Source organism: Petrocella sp., assembly GCF_059865615.1.
The window spans coordinates 1-20,307 of record NZ_JCBCDA010000020.1 but is presented as its reverse complement, the minus strand read 5'-3'; the positions used below and the strand labels follow the sequence as shown (position 1 = coordinate 20,307).

The window sequence follows — 20,307 nt, the reverse complement described above, 5'->3', positions numbered from 1 at the left end:
TTTGGCCATATCTTGTAAGGTGTCCTTATTACTGCTGGGCACGGACACGTCTCTTGTTATAATTTGTCCGCTCTCGATACAGCAAAAACACTTCTTCTCATGAATCTTATTGTTCTTAATCAGATGTTTCAAGTTGGCACTAAGGCCTTCCATGTCCATTATCTCCCCATTGGCGTAGAGGGCATTTGGCATGGGACTCTGGATCACTTTCCGAATGATCAACTCATCCTTCTTCACGTCTCCGATGACCAACTTCATGGTGTTGGTCCCAAGTTCTAAGGCGATGATGTTCTTATTCATTTTCTTTAGGTTGTTACCCATCCCACACACCTCCAAGTATGCAATGGGTTGCAAGGCAACCCATTGCTACATTTATACTTATAGACTATTAAATATTAATCCATTAATTATATCCATTTACACTATTATAGGTTACAGCTACAACAGCACCTTCAAGTAATGATGCAGTTGCTATTCCGTTAGCATCAACTGACACTGTTGCAGAATCATAAAATTGCAATGCAGTTGCATGATCATCTATCATATCCGCATCAATTATGTCATCAATATCAACATCAACTGGTTTATCATTTGCTGCCCAATATAATTCCGCTGCTCTTGCTGCTACCGCTGCGTATTCCTTATCACTGGCAATCTCTGCTTGTGATGTGAAACCGATTAATCTTGGGATGGCGATCATGGCTAAGATGCCTAGTATTACAATAACGATGATGATCTCCATCAGTGTGAAACCTTTTTGATTTTTCCATAATTTTTTCATCATAACTTTCTCCTCCTAATATAACTGATTGGTATTACAGTTCTTGTGGTCATTTTAAGATATGGTTTTGAACATATCAAACATGGGTAGTGCCATTGCGATGACGATGAAGCCGACGATGAAGGCCAAGAAAAGAATCATCATAGGTTCAAACATGGCCACCATACGCTGTAGAGCGTTCTCTACTTCGTCATCATAGTAATCCGCTGTCTTATCTAAGATATCGTCGAGTGTACCAGACTCCTTTCCAATCTCAATCATACCGTCCACCATGGGTGGAAAGAGGTGGCTTTCTCGGACCACAAGATGGAGTTCATTGCCTTTTTGAACTTCCTCTCGAAAACCAAGAATAGCTTCTGAGACTATTTTGTTACTGATGATGTCAGACAAGTTTTTTAGGGCCGTCAGCATAGGAACACCACTGGCCAACATGGTGGACAGATTTCTGGTGAACCTTGCTGTTATGATCTTGGTGTTCAGATCCTTAAGAAGGGGTAGGCTAAGCTTAAGCCGGTCAATGTTTCTTCGCCCTTTCTCAGAATTAATATATTGATAGCCGATCAGAAGAAGGGCTACTATTACAAGGAGCAAAGCAATGCCATTGTGTCTAGCAAACTCACTTGCACCTAGTAGGGTCTTCGTCAGCCCCGGCAGTTCAACCGTTGAACGTTCAAACATCTTTACAAAAGTAGGAAGTATGAAGGTTACCAAGAAGGCTACCACCAATAAGGACATAACTAATAAAATGATTGGATAGACCATGGCTGAGCGAATCTTGCTTTTTAACTTCCCTTCTTTTTCAAAATAAACAGAGAGTCTTAAAAATATAATCTCCAAGGTACCGGACAGCTCACCGGATTCCACCATGTAGACCATAAGCTCCGGGAAGATCCTAGGGAACTTCTTCATACTCAGAGACAAGACTGTACCTTTTTGGACATCGTTGTAGATCTCCATTAGGGCTGCTTTAAGGCGTTTGTTCTTAACTTGCCGCTTCATGATGTCTAGGGTCTTGGTGATGGTGCTACCGGCTTTTAACATGGCATGGAGTTGGCGGCAGAAGAAGGATAGATCTCTGGCACTGACACTTCTTGTAAAGTTGATTTCCTGAGTTCCAATCTTGACTTTCTCTTCAATGAGGACCGGATAACTGTTGTTACTTTTTAGCATCTCGATGACCCCATGTCTGGAGTCTGCCATAAAGACACCTTCTGTCATCTCACCACTGGCTTTCATGGCTTTGTATCGATATTCCATAATGCACCTCCCCTCAATCTAATGTACTAAGGTCTTAATGAGTTCTTCTTTATCAAAGGCATATTCGATGGCCACTTCTCTTGAAATCAACCCTTGCCTATAGAGATCCCTCAAAGAATGGTCCATGGTCATCATACCAAGATGCCGTCCTGTCTGAATGGCGTTGATAATCTGATGGTTCTTCTTCTCACGAATCAGGTTTCTTATGGCCATGGTTGGTATGAGAACCTCGCATGCCGGTACCCGACCCATACCCGACTTAATGGGCAATAATTGCTGAGATACGACCCCTTGAAGGACTGAAGCTACTTGAACCCGAATCTGGTCTTTGCTGTTTTGAGGAAAGACGTCGATGATACGGTCAATGGTTTTTGGGGCTCCTACTGTATGTAAGGTGCTTAGAACCAGATGGCCGGTTTCTGCTGCCGTAAGGGCAATCTCAATGGTTTCTAGGTCGCGCATCTCACCGACCAGAATAATATCCGGATCTTGTCGTAGTGTGGCTCTTAGGGCATCTTTGAAGCTATGGGAATCAGAACCGATTTCTCTCTGTCCGATGATGCTTTTCTTGTTATGGAACAAATACTCTATAGGGTCTTCCAAAGTGAGTATATGGGTTCTTCTGGTCTGGTTGATTCTCTCTATCATAGCCGCTAAGGTTGTGGACTTCCCACTCCCTGTTGGCCCTGTTATAAGAACCAGGCCATTTTTTAATTCTGTCAGAGCTTCCACACTACTTGGAATACCTAAGGATTCCAAAGTGGGAATCTCGAAGTTAACCATACGCATGGCCAAACAATAACTGTCTCTTTGCCGATAGCCGTTGACCCTATATCTGCCAATCCCAGACACTGAATAGGAAAAGTCAAACTCTCCACGGCTTTCCAGTGTCTCAAACTGACTTATGGAGAGCATGGACTTTAGGAGTTGATAGGTGTTCTCTCCGGTTAGTATTTCTTCTCCAATGGGCAACAAGTCCCCATTAACTCTGAGTATGGGTGGTGAACCTACTTTCAAATGAACATCTGAGGCGCTTCTTCTTAGACCTTCTTCTAGTACAGCTTGTATATCCATTCCTTATCCTCCCCTTAATCCACACCACTGGTCAGCTTTAAGAGCTCATCTATGGTGGTCGTACCGCTTAATACAAGGTCCAAACAACTTTGATACAAGGTCGTCAGTCCTTCTTTTATGGCTTCTTCCTTTATCACATCAATACTGGTATTGCTATCAATCATGGCACGAATTACGCTGGTTATGGGCATCACTTCATAGATAGCGGTTCTGCCTCTATAACCGGTGTGGTTGCACAGGTTACAACCTTCTCCTTTATGGAGCTTGATCCAGCCTACACCAATCAACTTGGCTTCATGTTCGGTAATCTCATAATCCACTTTGCAGTTGGCACAGATTTTCTTGACCAACCGCTGGGCTACCAGTCCTTTGACAGAACTTGCAATCAAATAGGGCTCAATACCCATATTAATTAGTCTGGCTATGGATGAGGCTGTATCGTTGGTATGCAAGGTGGATAAGACTAAGTGGCCGGTGATGGCCGCTCTTACCGCAATCTGAGCGGTTTCCTTATCACGTATTTCCCCAATCATAATCGTGTCCGGGTCCTGTCTTAGTATGGCTCTTAAGCTATTGGCAAAGGTTAAGCCGGCTTTATTGTTTACTTGGGTCTGATTGATCCCTCTTATACGATATTCCACAGGGTCTTCAACGGTGATGATGTTTTTCTTGGGGTCATTGATTTCCATTAGAGTGGCATACAAGGTTGTGGATTTGCCGCTTCCTGTCGGTCCTGTTACCAAAATAATACCATTAGGGACCTTTATGACTTTCCCATATCTTTTTAAGTTGTATTCCGTAATACCAAGCTCTGTCATGGTCAACAGTTTATTGCTTCGATCCAAGAGCCGGATTACCGCTTTTTCACCATAGATGGTGGGCATAACGGAGATCCGAAGGTCAATGGCCCTACCGTCATAATCCATCTCCACCCTACCATCTTGTGGTACACGGTTCTCTCCGATGTCCATATAACCCATGATTTTGATTCGTGTGATGATGGCTGGCTGCGATTTTTTCTGTAATTGCATATGTTCATAAAGCTCACCGTCAATACGAAATCGAACCCTTAAGTTGTACTCATCCGGCTCAATATGAATGTCACTGACTTTGCTGTCAGCGGCCTGTATAATAATTGAGTCAATCAGCTTTACAACCGGTGCGTTGTTGACTTCAGATATGGCATCAAAATCAATATCATGTTCGTCAATTAAGCTATCAAACTTATTAGAAAACTCACTTACCGTATCGTCTGCTGATTTTTTCTTATAATATTGCTCAATGGCAATAAGAATCTCTTTTTCAGATGCCAGTAAGGGCTTGACTTGATAGCCCGTTGCTAGCTTAATGTCATCTAAGGCAAAAAGGTTTAACGGATCTGCCATGGCCACACTTAAAGTACGATCATCCAGATGAATGGGTATTAAAACATAACGTCTCGCCATTTTTGCACTGATTAAATGGGTGACATCTTCGTCGATTTCATAAGTATTAAGTTGTACCCTGGGGATACCATATTGAAACTCCAGCACCTCGACCATCTGTCGTTCTGTAATGATGCCTTCGTCTATTAGAATCTTACCAAGAAGTTCTTTTCGCTCTTGTTGGATCTTAAGGGCTCTAAACAAATCTTCTTTATTTATGACACCTGTATCCACAAGAATCTCACCAAGTCTTCTCATTTCTCCTGCCACATCAATCACCCTATCTCCCTGTATCCAAAACCGGCGGTCTCACTTCCGCCATAATATCCTTATAAGAAATATAAAAAGCCACCACTAAAAAAGCTATGGCAGCTGAATTTCTTACTTAAGATTCTCGCTTTGATCCTTGGCCTCACGACCATCTCACCTTTTTCATCTTCTAGGAAAGTCTATGATTTGCTTTGCAAAGCGAGTCATAGCCTCTTTATTCTCTTCTAAATAACTTTTTAATTATAACCCTAAGTATGTGGTTACATATTTACCGCAAAGATTCTTTTTATGTTCTTAGTCTTTGTCAGATTGCTAAAAATGTAATTTAAACTACATTATACAATACGATACTTATATAGGTTTTTGGTACTATTTTGAGACATGTTTTTTATTTTTTTCTATTTTTGTAAAAAAATAAAAAAATCCAAAAGAGGGGGTTATGTGAGAGCCTCTTTTGGATGGGAGAAGGGGTTAGCCTTCTTGATAACATAAAATTAGAGTTCTTGGTATTAAAATATCTTATTTTTTACTATTACCTGGATTAGACTTTGTTTCGGACTTATCTGAGTTGGCATTCCTTGTTTCAAAGTCTTTATTTTTACTCTTCTCAGATTCTGCTTCCTTAACTTCCTCTAAGGTTATATCCTCTTGATTGTCCATATTGTTGTAGGGTTTTACCTCTTCACTGCTGGGTAATTCTTTTTCTGCTTCTTTTATTTCTTTTACATTTATTTTTACTTCCTCTTTTGCTTTTTTATCTGCTTCTTTTTCTATTTGCTGATTCTTGTCACGCTCATTGATTTTTTCTATATTAGGATGATTATTACTTGAGGTCTCCTTATCCTTGATGCTGCTTTCATTACTATGGATATTGGGTGCTGAATTGTCTTTATCTTTTTTATTATTGTTAGTATTATCAGATTTGTTTTGTGGTTCGTTCTGGGATTCCTCTTCAAAAGTTGATTGTGGGTTAAGACCTGATGCACTTTTTCGACCTTGTTCATTGGCATTACTATGGTCAGGAGGACCTTGAGACTTGTTGTCCTGCCTATTAAAGATGAGATTATTTTTGTTATTCTGCTTGAAATCTGTCTCCTCAATAATGTCATAAATCTCTTTTATAGACATTTCTTTTATTTCTTCCAGACTGATCTCTTCACTTACATAATTTAATAAATTGTATTTACCAAGGGAAAGACCTTGAGATTTGGCCGCTTTTATACCTTCTTCAGTGCCTTTTGCAAAAAGAAATTTGTAATGGTTTCTTCTTTTCTCCATATATGTTTCTAAGCGCCTATAATTTTCATCCTCATGAAGGTCTTTATCATCCATGCTCATTTCAGGTCTATTCTTAACTTCTTGATTCACCACTGTATAAGTTAGCATAATCGCACCATCTTCTAGAAGGAAACCGGTATTTACTGCATTTTCGGTCAGAATATCTAGAACTTCCTCCAAAACCATTCCTTTGTATTCTTCTAATAGGATTTTTCTTCCATCTTTATTTAAGGGTATAAGCCTTAGTACTTCTCCTGTCTCGTCGATATGAATCTCCACACTTGGATTAATATCTAAGGTGACGATTCCATAGCTTATGGGAATCTGCTGTCCAATACGAACCACATGGGTTGCACTGTACAAAAGGGTAAGCATAAAGCATAAAGACGCAGCATACACCAAAATATTCTTAAACTTAATTCTACTCGGACTGTAAATGTCTTCCTCAAAAAAATAGATGGTCTGACCAACCGCCATGTCTTCTTTTAATCGCACACAGAAAAATTCCATACCCTCCGATAGCAGGGTGGCATGGGTCTTTTTGATTTCTAAAATGAATCCTGTTTTTATTTTCTCTGGTCTTATCGTCTCTGGTTTTGTGGTCTCTATTTTCATGGTATCACCTTTCATGATCAAAATAATCCATAACGCATTGAATCTTATACTCGTGAGCCAAGATTATGGCCGTAATTGTATATTTGTGGCTTTTTATAAAGCGAACAGATGCACCATAATCCTTACTGATTTGTGTTATAGGTAATCTCTTCTTTTCAATAAGATGTTGTACCATTTGAGTGTTTTTCGAAATTATAAGTGCCAATTCAAAAACCATGTCTTTTGTGTTCTTGTGAACCGGCTTATGAGATGCCAACAATTCATAGCTGATACCATGTCTATTTAGGATTTCTTTATAACGTATGAGTTCCTGTCGCACAATGGTTTCATTATCCAAATCGTCTTTAATCGCATGATGCTCCTCAATACTTACGACTGTCACTCTGGCTTGCTTTCTAATATGATCAATCAATTTATTTTTGATGACCGCTTTTGCATAACTGTAAAAATGACCTTTTTCTTCGTCGTATGTATCTAATAGATTATTGAAGGCTTCTAGAGCTATGCCTAATTCTTCACTGTTTTCAACTTCAACATAGCGCTTGGTAACCCCAGCGATTGTTTTTACTATAAAAGGTATATTATCTTCTATAAACTTATCCCTGTCCTTGTAGACCATCTCTCCACCACTTTCAACTCATAAGGTATCTTATCTCTATTAGATAGATTATACCATAAATGTGGCCTACAAAAAATGTTAAAGAGATGTAGCTAAATACTCATTTATATAAAATTCGAATCCTTTTAATTTTTTTGGTACTCTTTTTTTACCCTTAGGGCAATGTAATGTAACTTTAATACAAAAATCAAGCTTTCCTATAAGAATAGCCATTAAATACTATATATTATAGAAAAGCTTGATTTATAAATGCATATGCTATTAACTTAACTACCGATTAATGATTGATTTCTTCAATAAAGTATTTATCTTTATTTGCAGTCACAATGGATCTATAGACGTTATCAAATTCTCTATCATGGTTACTAAGTATCTTCCCTTGAGCAATATTAACATCAATCTTATAGTTGGAACGTAATATAATATCTTTGTAATAAATCGGAATAAAGATTGTGGTTGGCGACACTAAGTCTTCATCTGTTAAAGTAACCCTATAAACCATAAAAATAGAATTGTTGACATCATTATAACTTTTTGGCATACCTTTCTTAAGTACACATAAATAAGTGTTTTGCAACACTTTTTCAATGACATTAACTGTATTAATGTCTGCAGAACTAAAAATTCTATTAGGATACATCATTCTGTTATAATCATGCTTTGTCGCTAACCTTGCGTCAATAAGGTCAAGTGCTTGAGCCTCCATTGCTTCTAATGATGCCTTGTCTATTTCACTATATTCAGTAATATAAGCATCTACGCCTGTAACCTCATATTCTTTTTCTCTTTCTTCTATCAAATAACCTAAATCCATCGCCTTTTTTTCTAATAGTCTTGCGGAAACTTTTACTACATCACCATTTGACAAATCATGGGTATGATCTGCAGTATATTCTACTGTTTTTAAAAATGCATCTGAAGATGCGTTTCGAATGGTTAAACTGGCTTCAGGCGCAATACCACTGTACTCAAGATGGACCTCTTCAAATAAATCTACGGCAATAGCTTCTTTTAATCCTTCTACCTTTATTTCTTTTTCTTTTCCTACAAACTTAACGCCATACTTTTTAGTCACTTCCGGATCCCATTCTACTGTAACTTTAATAATATCACCATTTGATAAATCCTCTTCTTTATCAAGCTTATATGATATGGTTCTTAATAATTCATATTCCCTTAAATAGTCCATTACCGTTTCACCATCGCCATTAATTGTATCTTGAAGGCTATTCCATTGTATGACCAACTCTGCATACCCTCTTGTGTCAACACCTTTATATACAACATCCGTATAATCCATTAAGTTAATTTTTTTACTCATGCACCCACTTAAAACAATAAAACAACACATCACAAGTATTAAGAGTATCTTTTTCATAAGTTCTCCTTCTCAACTATTATTCCCCTATTTTTATTTTCCTACTAATGTACTTAACAATTTTGGTGACATCTTTTTTCCTTTTTCTTTATATGCTTCTTATCTTATCATCACCTCCACTTTGTTATTTACAATGATTTACATTTTTGGATTTTATTGGTAATTATTTGTTTTTCATATAAATCATTTGTATAATACAATTGCTATTTTATAATAATATAACATTTGTTCTTATTATTATACCATTAAGTTTAATGTCTTGTCATTAATATTCTAGTAGAAATATTATTTAGTGTCTGAATTATAAGTCTTTTACTATGCATAAAATTTTTTTGTTGATGCATTCATAACCATATCTTGTATATGAAAGTTCAACTATATCGTTTTGACGCCTTAACCATTCTTAAATAAAAAACAAGCTGTTCTATAAGTATAGATAGCCTTTTTGGGGCTATTTATATTAGAAAAGCTTGTTCTATGATTGGTGTCAAAAATTATGTAGCATCATTTATAATGCACTAAATATTTAATTCTGCTTATGCATTGGTGTCTTAAAAGCTATAATCGTCGATGCCATTTCATCCGTCACCTTGACCAATTCTTGGCTAATATTGGCGATAATCTCCATGAATGCGGTTTGCTCTTGAATGGAGGCTGATACTTCTTCTGTACCTGCCGCATTTTCCTGAGATATGGCTGATAAACTATCAATGGTCCCTATGATTTCATTTTTTCGATCTACCATAGCTTGGCAGGATAAGATCATCTCTGATATGTCCACCTTCATATTATCAATAGCTTCTGAGATGCCTTGGTATATCTGGTTGGTCCGATCTACAGATGTGTTTTGAAGTGTCACCGCTTCCGTTAATGCTTCAACTGTTTTAACCGCTCCGGATGTCTTTTCAATCAAGTGATTGATGATTCTGGCAATCTCTTCTGTAAACCCATCAGATTGTTCTGCAAGCTTACGAATCTCATCTGCTACAACAGCAAAACCTTTTCCTGATTCACCAGCCCTTGCCGCTTCTATGGCTGCATTTAAAGCCAATAGATTTGTCTGATTGGCAATGTTTTTGATCATATCGCTGGCATTTGCGATCTCTTGGGCACTTTCATTGGTCTGTATGATTGTCTCGCTTATGTTTTTAGTGGCTTCTGCGCTCATCCTTGTTTTTTCAATTAAATCCTCTAGTATTACTATTCCGTCATCCTTCAAGCTGTTTATTTGATCTGTTGATTCTTTCAGGTCTATGGTATTGGTTTGTTCCTTTTCAATATTCCGTCCTAGTTCTTCAATATGACTTGCGCCTTCAATGGTATCCTTGGCTTGCTCACCAGCCCCTACGGCTATTTCACCGATGGTAATGGCTATTTCATCCGCTACACGCGAAGACTTTTGACTATGATTTGCCAACTCATTGGCGGTTTTTGTCAAAGTTGCCATGATTTCTTCCAGATGGTTGGCAATGGCCTGTTTCATGTCCATATTCTTATGCTCATTATCTAAGAAAATATTGATATCTCTAACCATTTGATGGTTCACTGTACCAACCATCATACCGGCTATGATGAAACCAAGCATAACGATAATCATAACAACCAAACTGGTTGTATTCCCATTATGCAAATTCAGATTAATGGCCCGTACAACAAAAACTATGCTTAAGATGCCACTTACAATAGCTAGAAGTGCTATAAGCTTCCTGTCAAAAAACATAAAAGCAATAACAAAAATAGGCAGAATAAATGTGAAGGTAACCATCGATGTACTACTTATAATGGATATGCCATAGGGTATAAGAAAGCTCCCTGCCAAAAGATATCGAATCAACACCGATCCTTTGTTTTTTATGTAAATGCCTATGGATGCGCCATAGGTCACCAACAGCAATGCAAAAAGAAAAAGAATGAAAAGCAGACTTCTGTTTCCTTTGAGATACTCAATGATAAAACCTACCAAGAGTAAAAAATACAGAGAAAAAGATAAAATAAGTGCATAAAAATTAGCTTTCTTTAAAATAAAGTCCATAAATACCCCCATCATCTTAGAATCAAAACATGTTTTCATTAACACCCGACAAGCATTGTTAAGGGCATATTAACCAAATGGTATTGACCTTTTAACCAGACTTCTATTGTTTATGTATCGTCACTTCAGAAAACACCTGTAAATCTCTATAAATATTCGATTATTCTTATGTTTATTGTACCATTGTTATAGGTAATTTGTCATGTCAAATTTTCTCTAATCCTTCATTCTCCTTATATTTTTGATTTCAGCTTATAAATAGGCAACTTTTTTCTTCCTATTTCGTCAAAAGTATTAGTGAAACTTATTAGAAAAGTATAAAACGTGATAAAAGAAATGGAGCTCATATTATGAAAAAATTCATTTTACTAATAACCCTTTTACTAATGGCATTATTTTTGTTTGGATGCAATACATCCAATGATTCAGATGACAATGCTGATCCTAATTCTGTAGATGAGAATGCAAATAATCAGATATCTGATTCTGAAGAACCCTTGAAAAAAAACTATGATATCATCGGTATCATTACTTCTTTGGAAGCTTCAAGTGATCAAGTAAATATCCTAGTGGAAGGTGAATTAACCCCAGATACCCATTATGATAAGGCCAGCATACGCATAGATCATAATACAAAAGTCTATGCTGACCAAGAAGAAGCTGATATAGAGGATCTCATCGTGGGTATGACTGTCAAAGCCAACTTCGAAGGTCCTGTTGCCGAATCTTATCCCGTTCAGGCTTATGCCAATACCCTTACTATGGTCCTATTACCTGGAAAGGCAACTACGGAAGGTGAACAAATCGAGTACGAAGTTGTTACCGAAGAAGAGCCTAGCATTGAATTCATTAAGTCTCTTAGAGGCTTTGGACTTATACGTGAAGATGAAGATGATTATTATGTTTATATCGGCTCCGGCGAGAAAAATACCGGTGGCTATGATATCTATGTCTCGGATGTGGTTAAAATTGACGATCAGGTCCTGATTACCGTAAGTGAAACCTTACCGAATAAAGATGATATGGTCACACAGGCCATAAGCTACCCCTACCAAATCATCCGTTACTCAAAGGATCATGGTAATCAGATCCTCGTTCAAGACTATGACGGTAACTTTTTTGATGACATCAACGATGAAACCACTGAGAGCGAGTAAACCTTATCTCTTTGGTACTCATATTGATTATAGCAGTGTCTAACCTTCTAAGAGTATACTAAAAGGAAGTCCCTAATAAAAAGGACTTCCTTTTAGCGTGCTTGTTTTTTATATTTTTCTTTCTTCTTCTGAAAGATTGTTTTTCTCAATTTTTGCCCCCATAGCCTCAATAAAGTCTAAGTCAACATCTTCTATACCAGATAATTCATATGTGTTTGCCTCAAAATAATACACCATCAAGTATTCCTCATCTAACTCCTTCACGACTTCAAAACCGAGTTTATCATACAATTTTATTGCCGGATTTTCTTTTTGTACTGATAAGGCAACCTTCTCATAACCAAGTGAATCTAATAACTGTAGCATTTGTTCCATAAGGGCTTTTCCAAGACCTTTTTTCCTATAAGGCTTGTACAATGATATTGCAAGCTCCGGTGTTGCTTCCATTTTTGCGAATCCCTTGTCTTTATCCGGAAACACCCGCGTCCATACAGCACCAACCACCTTGCCTTCTACTTCTGCCATGAGACAATGGTCATCCTTTCTGCCAAAATTCTCAAAAAAAATCTTTAAAGAAGGATCATAAATGACCTTTTTTGGCAAAGGATGCCTATTACTTTTTTGAAAAATAGCTTCATACAAAAAGTCTTCAAGTCGTCCTGTTTCATCAGAGTGTATTTTCCTGATTACATATTCCATTTTTATATTACCTCCAGCATACGTATCTGGAGCCTCTCTCTTCTTTATGAGCATGAAGCAAAGCGAATTATTCGCATTATACTACGCCTCGATTATTGTATTTCTTATTATTAGAAAATTATACTACCTCTAAGTGATCGTGTCTATAGTAAAGCCTTATGCATCTGTCCACACGGCATATTATATACCAAGTGCCTATCTTTTTGCTAGTCGACATTGATTTCTTCCATTTTTCTTACCAAGGTACACGGCTTCGTCTGCCTGATTAATAAATATACATAATACGGGTCTTTTTCCTTAAGACCATCAGCATCCTCAAAAACAGTTGCGCCCTGCATGTCAAAATCAGACGACCCCATAAGTAGTATAGCCCCAAAAAATACTAATATTTTTGATTTGTATTCATGCTATGCTCCTTGTCCGATATTTTATTCTCTAGGAAAGTCATACTTTAGTATTCAGCCTAAAAGTGTGCAGAATACGTCAAAGACCTTTCCTGTCGAACCGTTCAGAAATATGAGCAGCGCTCATAATGAAGCGAAGCTTCTTTTCTTGTTTAGTTATCGGACGCATTCATTGGATTAAAGTTCCTGAATGATTTGACCTACTACCATTCTATAGCATATGTAACAACGCTTTGGCTTAACTTTTTCATGGACGCTTCCTAGGTTTAATGATAGAATTAATTTCTAGATACCCTTAGTCAAAACCTGAGTATGAAGAGATAAAGGAGAAACCATGGTAATTAAGGAAAATAATGCAAAAGTAACCCTTCTAAGTGACCTGGTAACACGTACCTTGATGGTACATAATGATAAGATGATGATGATTCGTTTTGATTTTAAAAAAGGTGGTATTGGTGACCCTCATAGCCACGAGATTCATGATCAAGTCGGCTATATCTTATCCGGTAAGTTTGAACTCACCTGTGGCGGTGAAACCACAATCGTTGAAGCCGGTGATTCTTATTTAGCAAATCCAGGTGTGGTTCATGGTGTCGTCGCTTTAGAAGATGGCGCAATACTTGATGTATTCACACCCATTCGAGATGAATTTATTCTATAATGTGTATTATAAGAACAGCATACATCTAAGATAAAAGGTACCTGTAAATAAGAACTCATCTTTTGAGTTTCCTATCTACATGTACCTTTTTTAGTCAAAGTTTTTATGTTGCCAAATGCTTTATGATAGAAGCTGCAGCTTCTTTATCCAGTATGAGGGTCACATCGTTATGAAGCAGCAAAATGGATGCCGGTAAATTCGGTGTTACTTCACCAAAGAGCATCTCTTTGATGACTTTGGCTTTACTGACACCACTGGCCAGCAATACAATTTTCTTGGAATGCATGATGGTCCTAATCCCCATGCTGATGGCGCGTTTTGGTACGTCTTCAATCTGACTGAAAAACCTGGCATTGGCTTCTATTGTTTCCTCATCTAGTTCAACTAAATGGGTACCTGCTTCAAAATGTATGTCCGGCTCATTAAAACCGATGTGCCCATTATTACCAATGCCCAGAACCTGAAGATCGATGCCACCGGCTGCCTCAATCCTTTTGTCATAATCCTCACAAGAAGCTTCAACATTTCTTGCTGTTCCATTTGGGATATGGACTTCTTGTGGGTTGATATTAATATGATCAAATAGATTCTTTTTCATATAATAAGCATAGCTCTTTGGATTATGCCATTCAATAGGATAATACTCATCTAGATTAAAGGTCTTCACTTCAGAAAAATCAATCTCACCTTGGCCGTACATAGATACTAATTCTTTGTACATGCCTTCTGGTGTGGATCCTGTCGCCAACCCGAGAACGCTATCCGGACGTAAGGTCACTTGAGCGGCTACCAATAACGCGGCTTTTTTGCTCATTTCTTCATAATTCTCAGTAATCAGAATGGACATGCCTTTATGCCTGTATTTCATATACTTTTCTTCCTTTCACAAAGGTGGACTGTATGGTAAAGGCTCGGTCCATGATAACCAGATCGGCATCTTTACCCACATCTATGCTACCCTTTTTATCGGATATCCCCAGATAGGTTGCTTGATTGTGGGTAACCAAAGGTAATAGCTTTTCAAGTTCCTCTGTCACATTCTTATCAAAATTGCCAAGGGCTTCATTCAACTTAAGAACACTCCCTGCTAAGGTACCATCTTCTAAGGTACAAGTGCCATCTTTTACACTGACTTTTTGCCCCCCAAGTTCATACTCACCTTCTGGCAAGCCACCACCACACATACAATCTGTCACAAGTAGCAATCTTTCCAAGCCTTTAATCTTGGCAATCACTTGAAAAAGGCTAGGATGGACATGAATCTCGTCTGCTATGAGCTCAGCATAACAATCCGTAGCAAGTGCAGCACCTACTAGACCCGGTTCTCTATGATGTAAACCTGTCATGGCGTTAAATAAATGGGTTACACTCTTTGCGCCTGATTTAATTGCTTCCGTTGCTTGTTCATAGGTCGCACCTGTATGTCCAAGGGATATATTTATATCCGAACTCAATGCTTCTATAAAAGCTTTTGAACCTTCTCGTTCAGGTGCCATGGTTATGACTTTGATGACATCCTTATATTTTTCTACAAAATCTTGATCCGGTAAGCAGATGGCTTTTTCAGACTGAGCCCCTTTGTAAGTCTTACTTATATAAGGACCCTCCATATGGACGCCTAGGATTTCAGCACCCTCTACCGGCTGAAGCATTACTTTTTTGATGTTTTTAATGGCCACTTCAATATATGCTGTCTCCATAGTCATGGTTGTTGGTAAAAAACTGGTGACACCATTTTCTGTAATACCCTTTGCAATAGCCTTTAAACCAGCTTCATCACCGTCCATTACATCATGACCTTTGTAGCCATGAATATGGACATCTATGAGTCCCGGTATGACATAATGTCCTCCGGCATCAATCCAATCCACATCTTCTCTATGATTGATTTGGTTGCTTTGGGCAACCAAGTTAATTTCTTCTTCAAATAAAACCACATAATCTTCATAGAATATGCCTTGGTGGTATATACGTCCACCCTTAATTCCTTTCATTTTATACCTTCTTTCTATACTTCATACTAACCTTCTTAATCTATATATAAAAATACCGCTTATGTTTAAGTAACCCTTTACTGCCCGATTACTTTTTTAGTTGTTCTTAATAACCTTCATTATAAGTGCACCTACATTTTTATCACCTTTTTCAACTTCAACGACTTTATAATCATTGGTGATGACAATAGGGGTCTGTAGACTTTTTCCTTGAGCTGTAATAAAATCCCGATCGATTTTACTAAGAGGCGTTCCGACTTTAACCCGGTCGCCTAATTTTACCTGGTTCTCAAAACCTTCGCCTTTTAATTCCACCGTATCAATACCAATATGAATTAAAAGCTCAATGCCTTCTTCACTTTTAATACCAATGGCGTGATTGGTTCTAAAAACAAGGGTTATTTCCCCATTAACCGGTGAACAAATCATGTCCTCATAAGGAAGGATTGCACACCCGTCACCAACCACTTTTTGAGAAAAAACCGCGTCCTCCACTTCGTGGATTGGTATAACCTGACATTTTGCCGGTGCAAATAATTCTATTTTCTTCTTCATAAATTGAAACATGGGCGTTCTCCTTTTGATAATGCGCTTGGAGTAGAGTGTCCCACTCCAAGCGCATTGTTATTTCTTAACTTAATTAATTGGGAAGTTTTGTGTTCATACTTGGTTATAATAATTTCTTCATTTCATCTGCAATGATTTCAGCTTTTGTACCTACAACAATCTGAACATTTTTATTATTGGGTCGAATCACACCGGATGCACCCAGTGTTTTGACCATATCTTCTGAAACGATGCTGCTATCTTTTAGTGTTAATCTAAGTCTGGTGATACAAGCATCCACTTCAACCACATTACCTTTACCACCTATGGCAAGAAGATACTCTGCTGCTAGTCCTGATAATCCTTTTTCTTCTATGAGATCCGCAACACCTTCACCGGATTCATCTACACGTCCCGGTGTGGATAAATCAAACTTACGAATAGCAAAAACAAATACCAGATAATAAACCACACCAAAGCCCAAGCCTACAAATATGAGTAATACCGGTTTGGATGCCAAATTAAAGTTAATCACATAGTCAAAGAGGCCGGCTGAGAATCCAAATCCGTGTAAAATACCCAACATATTGGTAATAACCAAAGCAACACCCGTTAATACCGCATGAATAAAATACAATCCAGGTGCTAAGAAAAGAAACATAAATTCAATCGGTTCAGTAATCCCTGTTAGAAAAGCGGTTAAAGCCACACTAAACAGTGCACCACCAACAGCCGTCTTATATTCTTTTTTGGCAGTTGTATACATAGCAAGGGCTGCTGCCGGTAAACCAAACATCATAACTGGGAAGAAACCTGTCATAAAGACACCTGCGGTTGGGTCACCTGCTAAGAATCGGAATAAATCGCCTCGAATGACCTCCCCTGCTGCATTGGTGAATTCACCATGAGTGAACCAGAAAATGGTGTTTAGTACATGGTGTAAGCCTGTAGGAATAAGGAGACGATTTAAGAAACCGTATAAAAATTGACCAATAGCGCCTGAAGTCACGATTAAATTACCGAAGGTATCTAATCCGTTTTGAATAAAGGGCCATACGTATCCAAAAACCAGACCTAAAAATATGGATGCAACGGATGTAATGATAGGAACAAAACGCTTGCCGCCAAAAAAACCAAGAAACTCCGGCAATTGTATATCATGAAACTTATTATACAACATTCCTGCCATAATACCTACCACTATACCGACAAAAACACCCGCATTAACATCCGGATTGATGACCGTATAAACATTGGTGGTCACGAAGTAACCAACAGCACCCGCAAGGGCTGCAGCACCATGATTGCCTTTTGCTAAACCAAAAGCTATACCAATGGCAAACAAGATCGCCAAGTTATCAAAAACACCGGCACCTGCTTTTAGAATAATATCTGCAAACATACCCTCAATACCTGGGACCCCCGCACCAAGTCTAAGCAGTATGGCTGCTATGGGTAAAACTGCAATCGGTGTCATTAATGCCTTCCCTAACTTTTGGAACTTTCCAAATACATTTGTAAACATAAATCTTCCTCCTTCATGATTTAGATAAAGTATAAAAAAAAAGCATAAACTAATCCATCATTATGATTGAATTAGCTTATGCCTGATTTTCTCAGTTACACGCTACTTTATGGTCTATATTAAGTGGTCCAATAAATGATACTATAACTCTGCTTTTTTACTGATTCTCGCAATATGAATGGCCATGTATCCGACTTCATCATCTGTAATCTTAATGGACAACTCCCGCTCAATGGTTGCCCTAATCTTAGCAGCGATCGCATAGGTTTTTGCAAATTCCAACTTAATGCTCTCCAGTAAGGGATTGGTAATTGTCTTACCCAATCTTGAGCGTTCAATACTGCCTTTGATATGACTTACCAGTCGCTGATAGGTAAAAGAATCCATATCCACCTTGTAATCTAAAGCTTCTTCAATGTTGTCAACCACCATCTTAATCAACCTTGTGTTTTTCATGATTTCTTTGACGTCTTTGTTCTCTCTAGCAGCGTTGATATGAAGAGCTATAAAGCCTACTTCATCTTCTGTGATATCAATACCGATTTTTTTAAGAATCATATCTTGAGCTTTTAAGCCTATTTCATATTCATCTTGATAGATACCTTTGATTTCCATAAGAAAAGGGTTTTCTATCACCATTTGGCTCTTTAATCTCTCAAGGGCAAAAGCAATGTGATCCGTCAGTACCGGATAAACTCGATGACTGAGCTTACCAAGCTTCTTTTCTGCATAAATAATGATCTCTGTACAGACTTCCATAATTGTTGAATCGATGCTTTCAGCCAAGGCAATGTAGTCCTTCATCGTCTTCTGATCATAAGTGATAAAAACCTTATCAATGACCTTTTCTGATATCTCAACCTGCTGTCCCGACTTGACACCAAAGCCGATACCTTTGCCAATCAGTACCGTTTCAGCCTTATTCTTGGCATCTAGAACCCATATGACGTTGTTATTCATTATTTTTAGTATTTCACATTTCATATTTCACCAACTTAAAAGGCATAAGCCAAAATTATTCCTTTTGGTTTATGCCTGATTAAACAGTAACACACCTTATTGCTTTGTATAAGAGTATCCTATCATGGTCTTATAATATCTGTCAATAGTTTTTACCAAATAAAGCATTTAATTATATATTTACTTGTGCAATATTACAACTGTCTTTACTATCCTTGAAAATTTGAAGCAAAAAGATTCTCTATTGAGCGCATCGCTTCTCCTTCGTCATCACCCTCGGTAACAAAAGTCAGATATTCACCTTTTCCGGCACCCACACTCATCAAAGACAGAATACTCTTAGGTTGATAGGCGTTGGTTTTATCCTTGTCCTTAAAAAGCTTAATATCACATTTGTATTTCATGGTCGCTTTTGCCAACATACTGGCAGGTCTTGCATGTAGGCCTTCTTCTGTTTCTAGTACAAATTTCTTTTCAATCATAACTGATTTCTCCTTTTTCTTAGCATCCTTGTCCTTAGATCTGATATTTCTAGATATCAGGTTATTAGGTTCAAATATGATATGAAAGGCATAAGCCTGACAATCCTAAAGATTGGTGGCTCATGCCTGAAAAAATCAGTAACACGCCAAGTGGTTATTCTTATTATAAAAGGCATAAACCAAAGTGGATTTGGTTTATGCCTGATTAAACAGTAACACGCCTTCTATGGTTTTATATTAGCATGACCCTTCTAATTTTGTCAACTAAGACAAACTAACGAACAAAGCTGGTGAAATTAGTCTACTTTACTTCATTACATCAACATCCTTAATACTATCTGTTGTAAATAAAATTTTTCTTGTTTCATTTTTCGCTGGTATATATTCAAATAAGTATTCTCTCGTTCCTTTTCTTGAAGAAGAGTCATATGTGGTAAAAAGAATTCTTCCATTACCATAATATATGTCATTATAATCAAATCCTTTACCTATTTTCTCTAATATAGCATGTTTGACTTGAGGATATATATATATTAATGCTTCTCTTTTAACACTCACATCTCTAGCACCAAAGTGTAATTGAACTTTTATCTGTTCTAATTCTTTTGTGTCTAAATCATACTTATATATATTCACGAAAATCTTTCCGATCCTCCTCTGAGACAGTAGAAGGATCCCATACGCCACTGTATCTTGTATAAAAAATATTGTTTTCATAAAAGAATACTTTATAAGGTAGATAATCATCTCTTCCGCTAATCGAAAATTTACTGTCTATTCCTTCAATTTCCTTGATTTGCTTTAACTGAGCATCCGTTATTTCGCTAGAATTAATATCAAATGGTTTTGTTTTTACTTTACCTAATGAAGAATTAACTAAATAATATTCTTTTTGTGAAGAACTAAATATAAAGAAGGTAGACCTATCATCCGTTACTATTCTGAGATCATAATTATTTCTAATAATAAGTTTTATTCCAATAAAAGCTAAAGCTATAATTGATATAACTATAATTAGTGTATGCTGATTAAGTTGCCTTCCGACCTAACCAGCCATTAATTTTGTAAAACACCAGGAATTTAACAACTGGCAAAAAAATTGAAAAAATATTCGTGACTGAATTTTGAATAAATTCGTCACAAATACTGAC

The 20,307-nt window shown here is 37.4% G+C and carries 20 protein-coding genes; 2 read left to right on the top strand and 18 right to left on the bottom strand.

Translation table 11 applies throughout. The features are described 5' to 3' along the window. From AC6F8J_RS02370 to AC6F8J_RS02330, 9 genes are all read right to left on the bottom strand, one after another. A partial coding sequence (locus AC6F8J_RS02370) for a hypothetical protein (protein ID WP_500720652.1) occupies window positions 1-321 on the bottom strand: 321 nt, incomplete at its 3' end. An 82-nt stretch (window positions 322-403) separates the two neighbouring features. After that, the gene (locus AC6F8J_RS02365; protein WP_500720650.1) at window positions 404-784 is read right to left on the bottom strand and encodes a prepilin-type N-terminal cleavage/methylation domain-containing protein; all 381 of its coding nucleotides are present in this window, start codon (window positions 782-784) and stop codon (window positions 404-406) included. 51 nt (window positions 785-835) lie between these two features. Continuing rightward, on the bottom strand, window positions 836-2,038 hold the full coding sequence (locus AC6F8J_RS02360) for a type II secretion system F family protein (protein ID WP_500720648.1): 1,203 nt from the start codon (window positions 2,036-2,038) through the stop codon (window positions 836-838). An 18-nt stretch (window positions 2,039-2,056) separates the two neighbouring features. Further along, window positions 2,057-3,112, bottom strand: coding sequence for a PilT/PilU family type 4a pilus ATPase (locus AC6F8J_RS02355; RefSeq protein ID WP_500720646.1), 1,056 nt, complete (start codon window positions 3,110-3,112; stop codon window positions 2,057-2,059). A 14-nt stretch (window positions 3,113-3,126) separates the two neighbouring features. Further along, window positions 3,127-4,815 (bottom strand): ATPase, T2SS/T4P/T4SS family, encoded by a 1,689-nt coding sequence (locus AC6F8J_RS02350; RefSeq protein ID WP_500720644.1) that lies wholly within the window; start codon window positions 4,813-4,815, stop codon window positions 3,127-3,129. A gap of 510 nt (window positions 4,816-5,325) precedes the next feature. Beyond that, window positions 5,326-6,699: an anti-sigma-I factor RsgI family protein gene (locus tag AC6F8J_RS02345; protein WP_500720642.1), complete on the bottom strand. Its 1,374-nt coding sequence runs from the start codon at window positions 6,697-6,699 to the stop codon at window positions 5,326-5,328. Between the two features lie 4 nt (window positions 6,700-6,703). Further along, window positions 6,704-7,318, bottom strand: a complete 615-nt coding sequence (locus AC6F8J_RS02340) for a sigma factor (RefSeq protein WP_500720640.1) — start codon at window positions 7,316-7,318, stop codon at window positions 6,704-6,706. 277 nt (window positions 7,319-7,595) lie between these two features. Further along, a complete protein-coding gene (locus AC6F8J_RS02335) occupies window positions 7,596-8,696 on the bottom strand; it encodes a hypothetical protein (RefSeq protein WP_500720638.1) in 1,101 nt (366 codons plus the stop codon). A 526-nt stretch (window positions 8,697-9,222) separates the two neighbouring features. Then, window positions 9,223-10,728 (bottom strand): methyl-accepting chemotaxis protein, encoded by a 1,506-nt coding sequence (locus AC6F8J_RS02330; protein ID WP_500720636.1) that lies wholly within the window; start codon window positions 10,726-10,728, stop codon window positions 9,223-9,225. A gap of 350 nt (window positions 10,729-11,078) precedes the next feature. On the opposite strand from AC6F8J_RS02330, the gene AC6F8J_RS02325 reads away from it, so the two are divergent. Continuing rightward, window positions 11,079-11,885, top strand: coding sequence for a protease complex subunit PrcB family protein (locus AC6F8J_RS02325; RefSeq protein ID WP_500720635.1), 807 nt, complete (start codon window positions 11,079-11,081; stop codon window positions 11,883-11,885). A gap of 108 nt (window positions 11,886-11,993) precedes the next feature. Here the strand turns inward: AC6F8J_RS02325 and AC6F8J_RS02320 are convergent, their stop codons facing one another. Beyond that, on the bottom strand, window positions 11,994-12,584 hold the full coding sequence (locus AC6F8J_RS02320) for a GNAT family N-acetyltransferase (protein WP_500720633.1): 591 nt from the start codon (window positions 12,582-12,584) through the stop codon (window positions 11,994-11,996). A gap of 206 nt (window positions 12,585-12,790) precedes the next feature. After that, entirely contained in the window at window positions 12,791-12,943 is a 153-nt protein-coding gene (locus tag AC6F8J_RS02315) for a hypothetical protein (RefSeq protein WP_500720630.1), read from the bottom strand. Window positions 12,944-13,322: 379 nt separating this feature from the next. On the opposite strand from AC6F8J_RS02315, the gene AC6F8J_RS02310 reads away from it, so the two are divergent. Then, entirely contained in the window at window positions 13,323-13,649 is a 327-nt protein-coding gene (locus AC6F8J_RS02310) for a cupin domain-containing protein (protein WP_500720629.1), read from the top strand. A gap of 103 nt (window positions 13,650-13,752) precedes the next feature. Here the strand turns inward: AC6F8J_RS02310 and nagB are convergent, their stop codons facing one another. The 7 genes from nagB to AC6F8J_RS02275 form a co-directional block, all read right to left on the bottom strand. Then, entirely contained in the window at window positions 13,753-14,496 is a 744-nt protein-coding gene (nagB, locus tag AC6F8J_RS02305) for a glucosamine-6-phosphate deaminase (RefSeq protein ID WP_500720654.1), read from the bottom strand. A 4-nt stretch (window positions 14,497-14,500) separates the two neighbouring features. After that, window positions 14,501-15,643: an N-acetylglucosamine-6-phosphate deacetylase gene (gene nagA, locus AC6F8J_RS02300; protein ID WP_500720627.1), complete on the bottom strand. Its 1,143-nt coding sequence runs from the start codon at window positions 15,641-15,643 to the stop codon at window positions 14,501-14,503. 96 nt (window positions 15,644-15,739) lie between these two features. Then, window positions 15,740-16,210: a glucose PTS transporter subunit IIA gene (locus AC6F8J_RS02295; protein WP_500720625.1), complete on the bottom strand. Its 471-nt coding sequence runs from the start codon at window positions 16,208-16,210 to the stop codon at window positions 15,740-15,742. Window positions 16,211-16,313: 103 nt separating this feature from the next. Next, complete coding sequence (gene nagE / locus AC6F8J_RS02290; protein ID WP_500720623.1) at window positions 16,314-17,714, bottom strand: N-acetylglucosamine-specific PTS transporter subunit IIBC; 1,401 nt, start codon at window positions 17,712-17,714, stop codon at window positions 16,314-16,316. Window positions 17,715-17,855: 141 nt separating this feature from the next. Further along, the gene (locus AC6F8J_RS02285; RefSeq protein WP_500720621.1) at window positions 17,856-18,698 is read right to left on the bottom strand and encodes a PRD domain-containing protein; all 843 of its coding nucleotides are present in this window, start codon (window positions 18,696-18,698) and stop codon (window positions 17,856-17,858) included. A 185-nt stretch (window positions 18,699-18,883) separates the two neighbouring features. Beyond that, window positions 18,884-19,156, bottom strand: a complete 273-nt coding sequence (locus AC6F8J_RS02280) for an HPr family phosphocarrier protein (protein WP_275842293.1) — start codon at window positions 19,154-19,156, stop codon at window positions 18,884-18,886. Between the two features lie 306 nt (window positions 19,157-19,462). After that, window positions 19,463-19,873: a hypothetical protein gene (locus AC6F8J_RS02275; protein ID WP_500720620.1), complete on the bottom strand. Its 411-nt coding sequence runs from the start codon at window positions 19,871-19,873 to the stop codon at window positions 19,463-19,465. Between the last annotated feature and the right edge of the window lie 434 nt (window positions 19,874-20,307).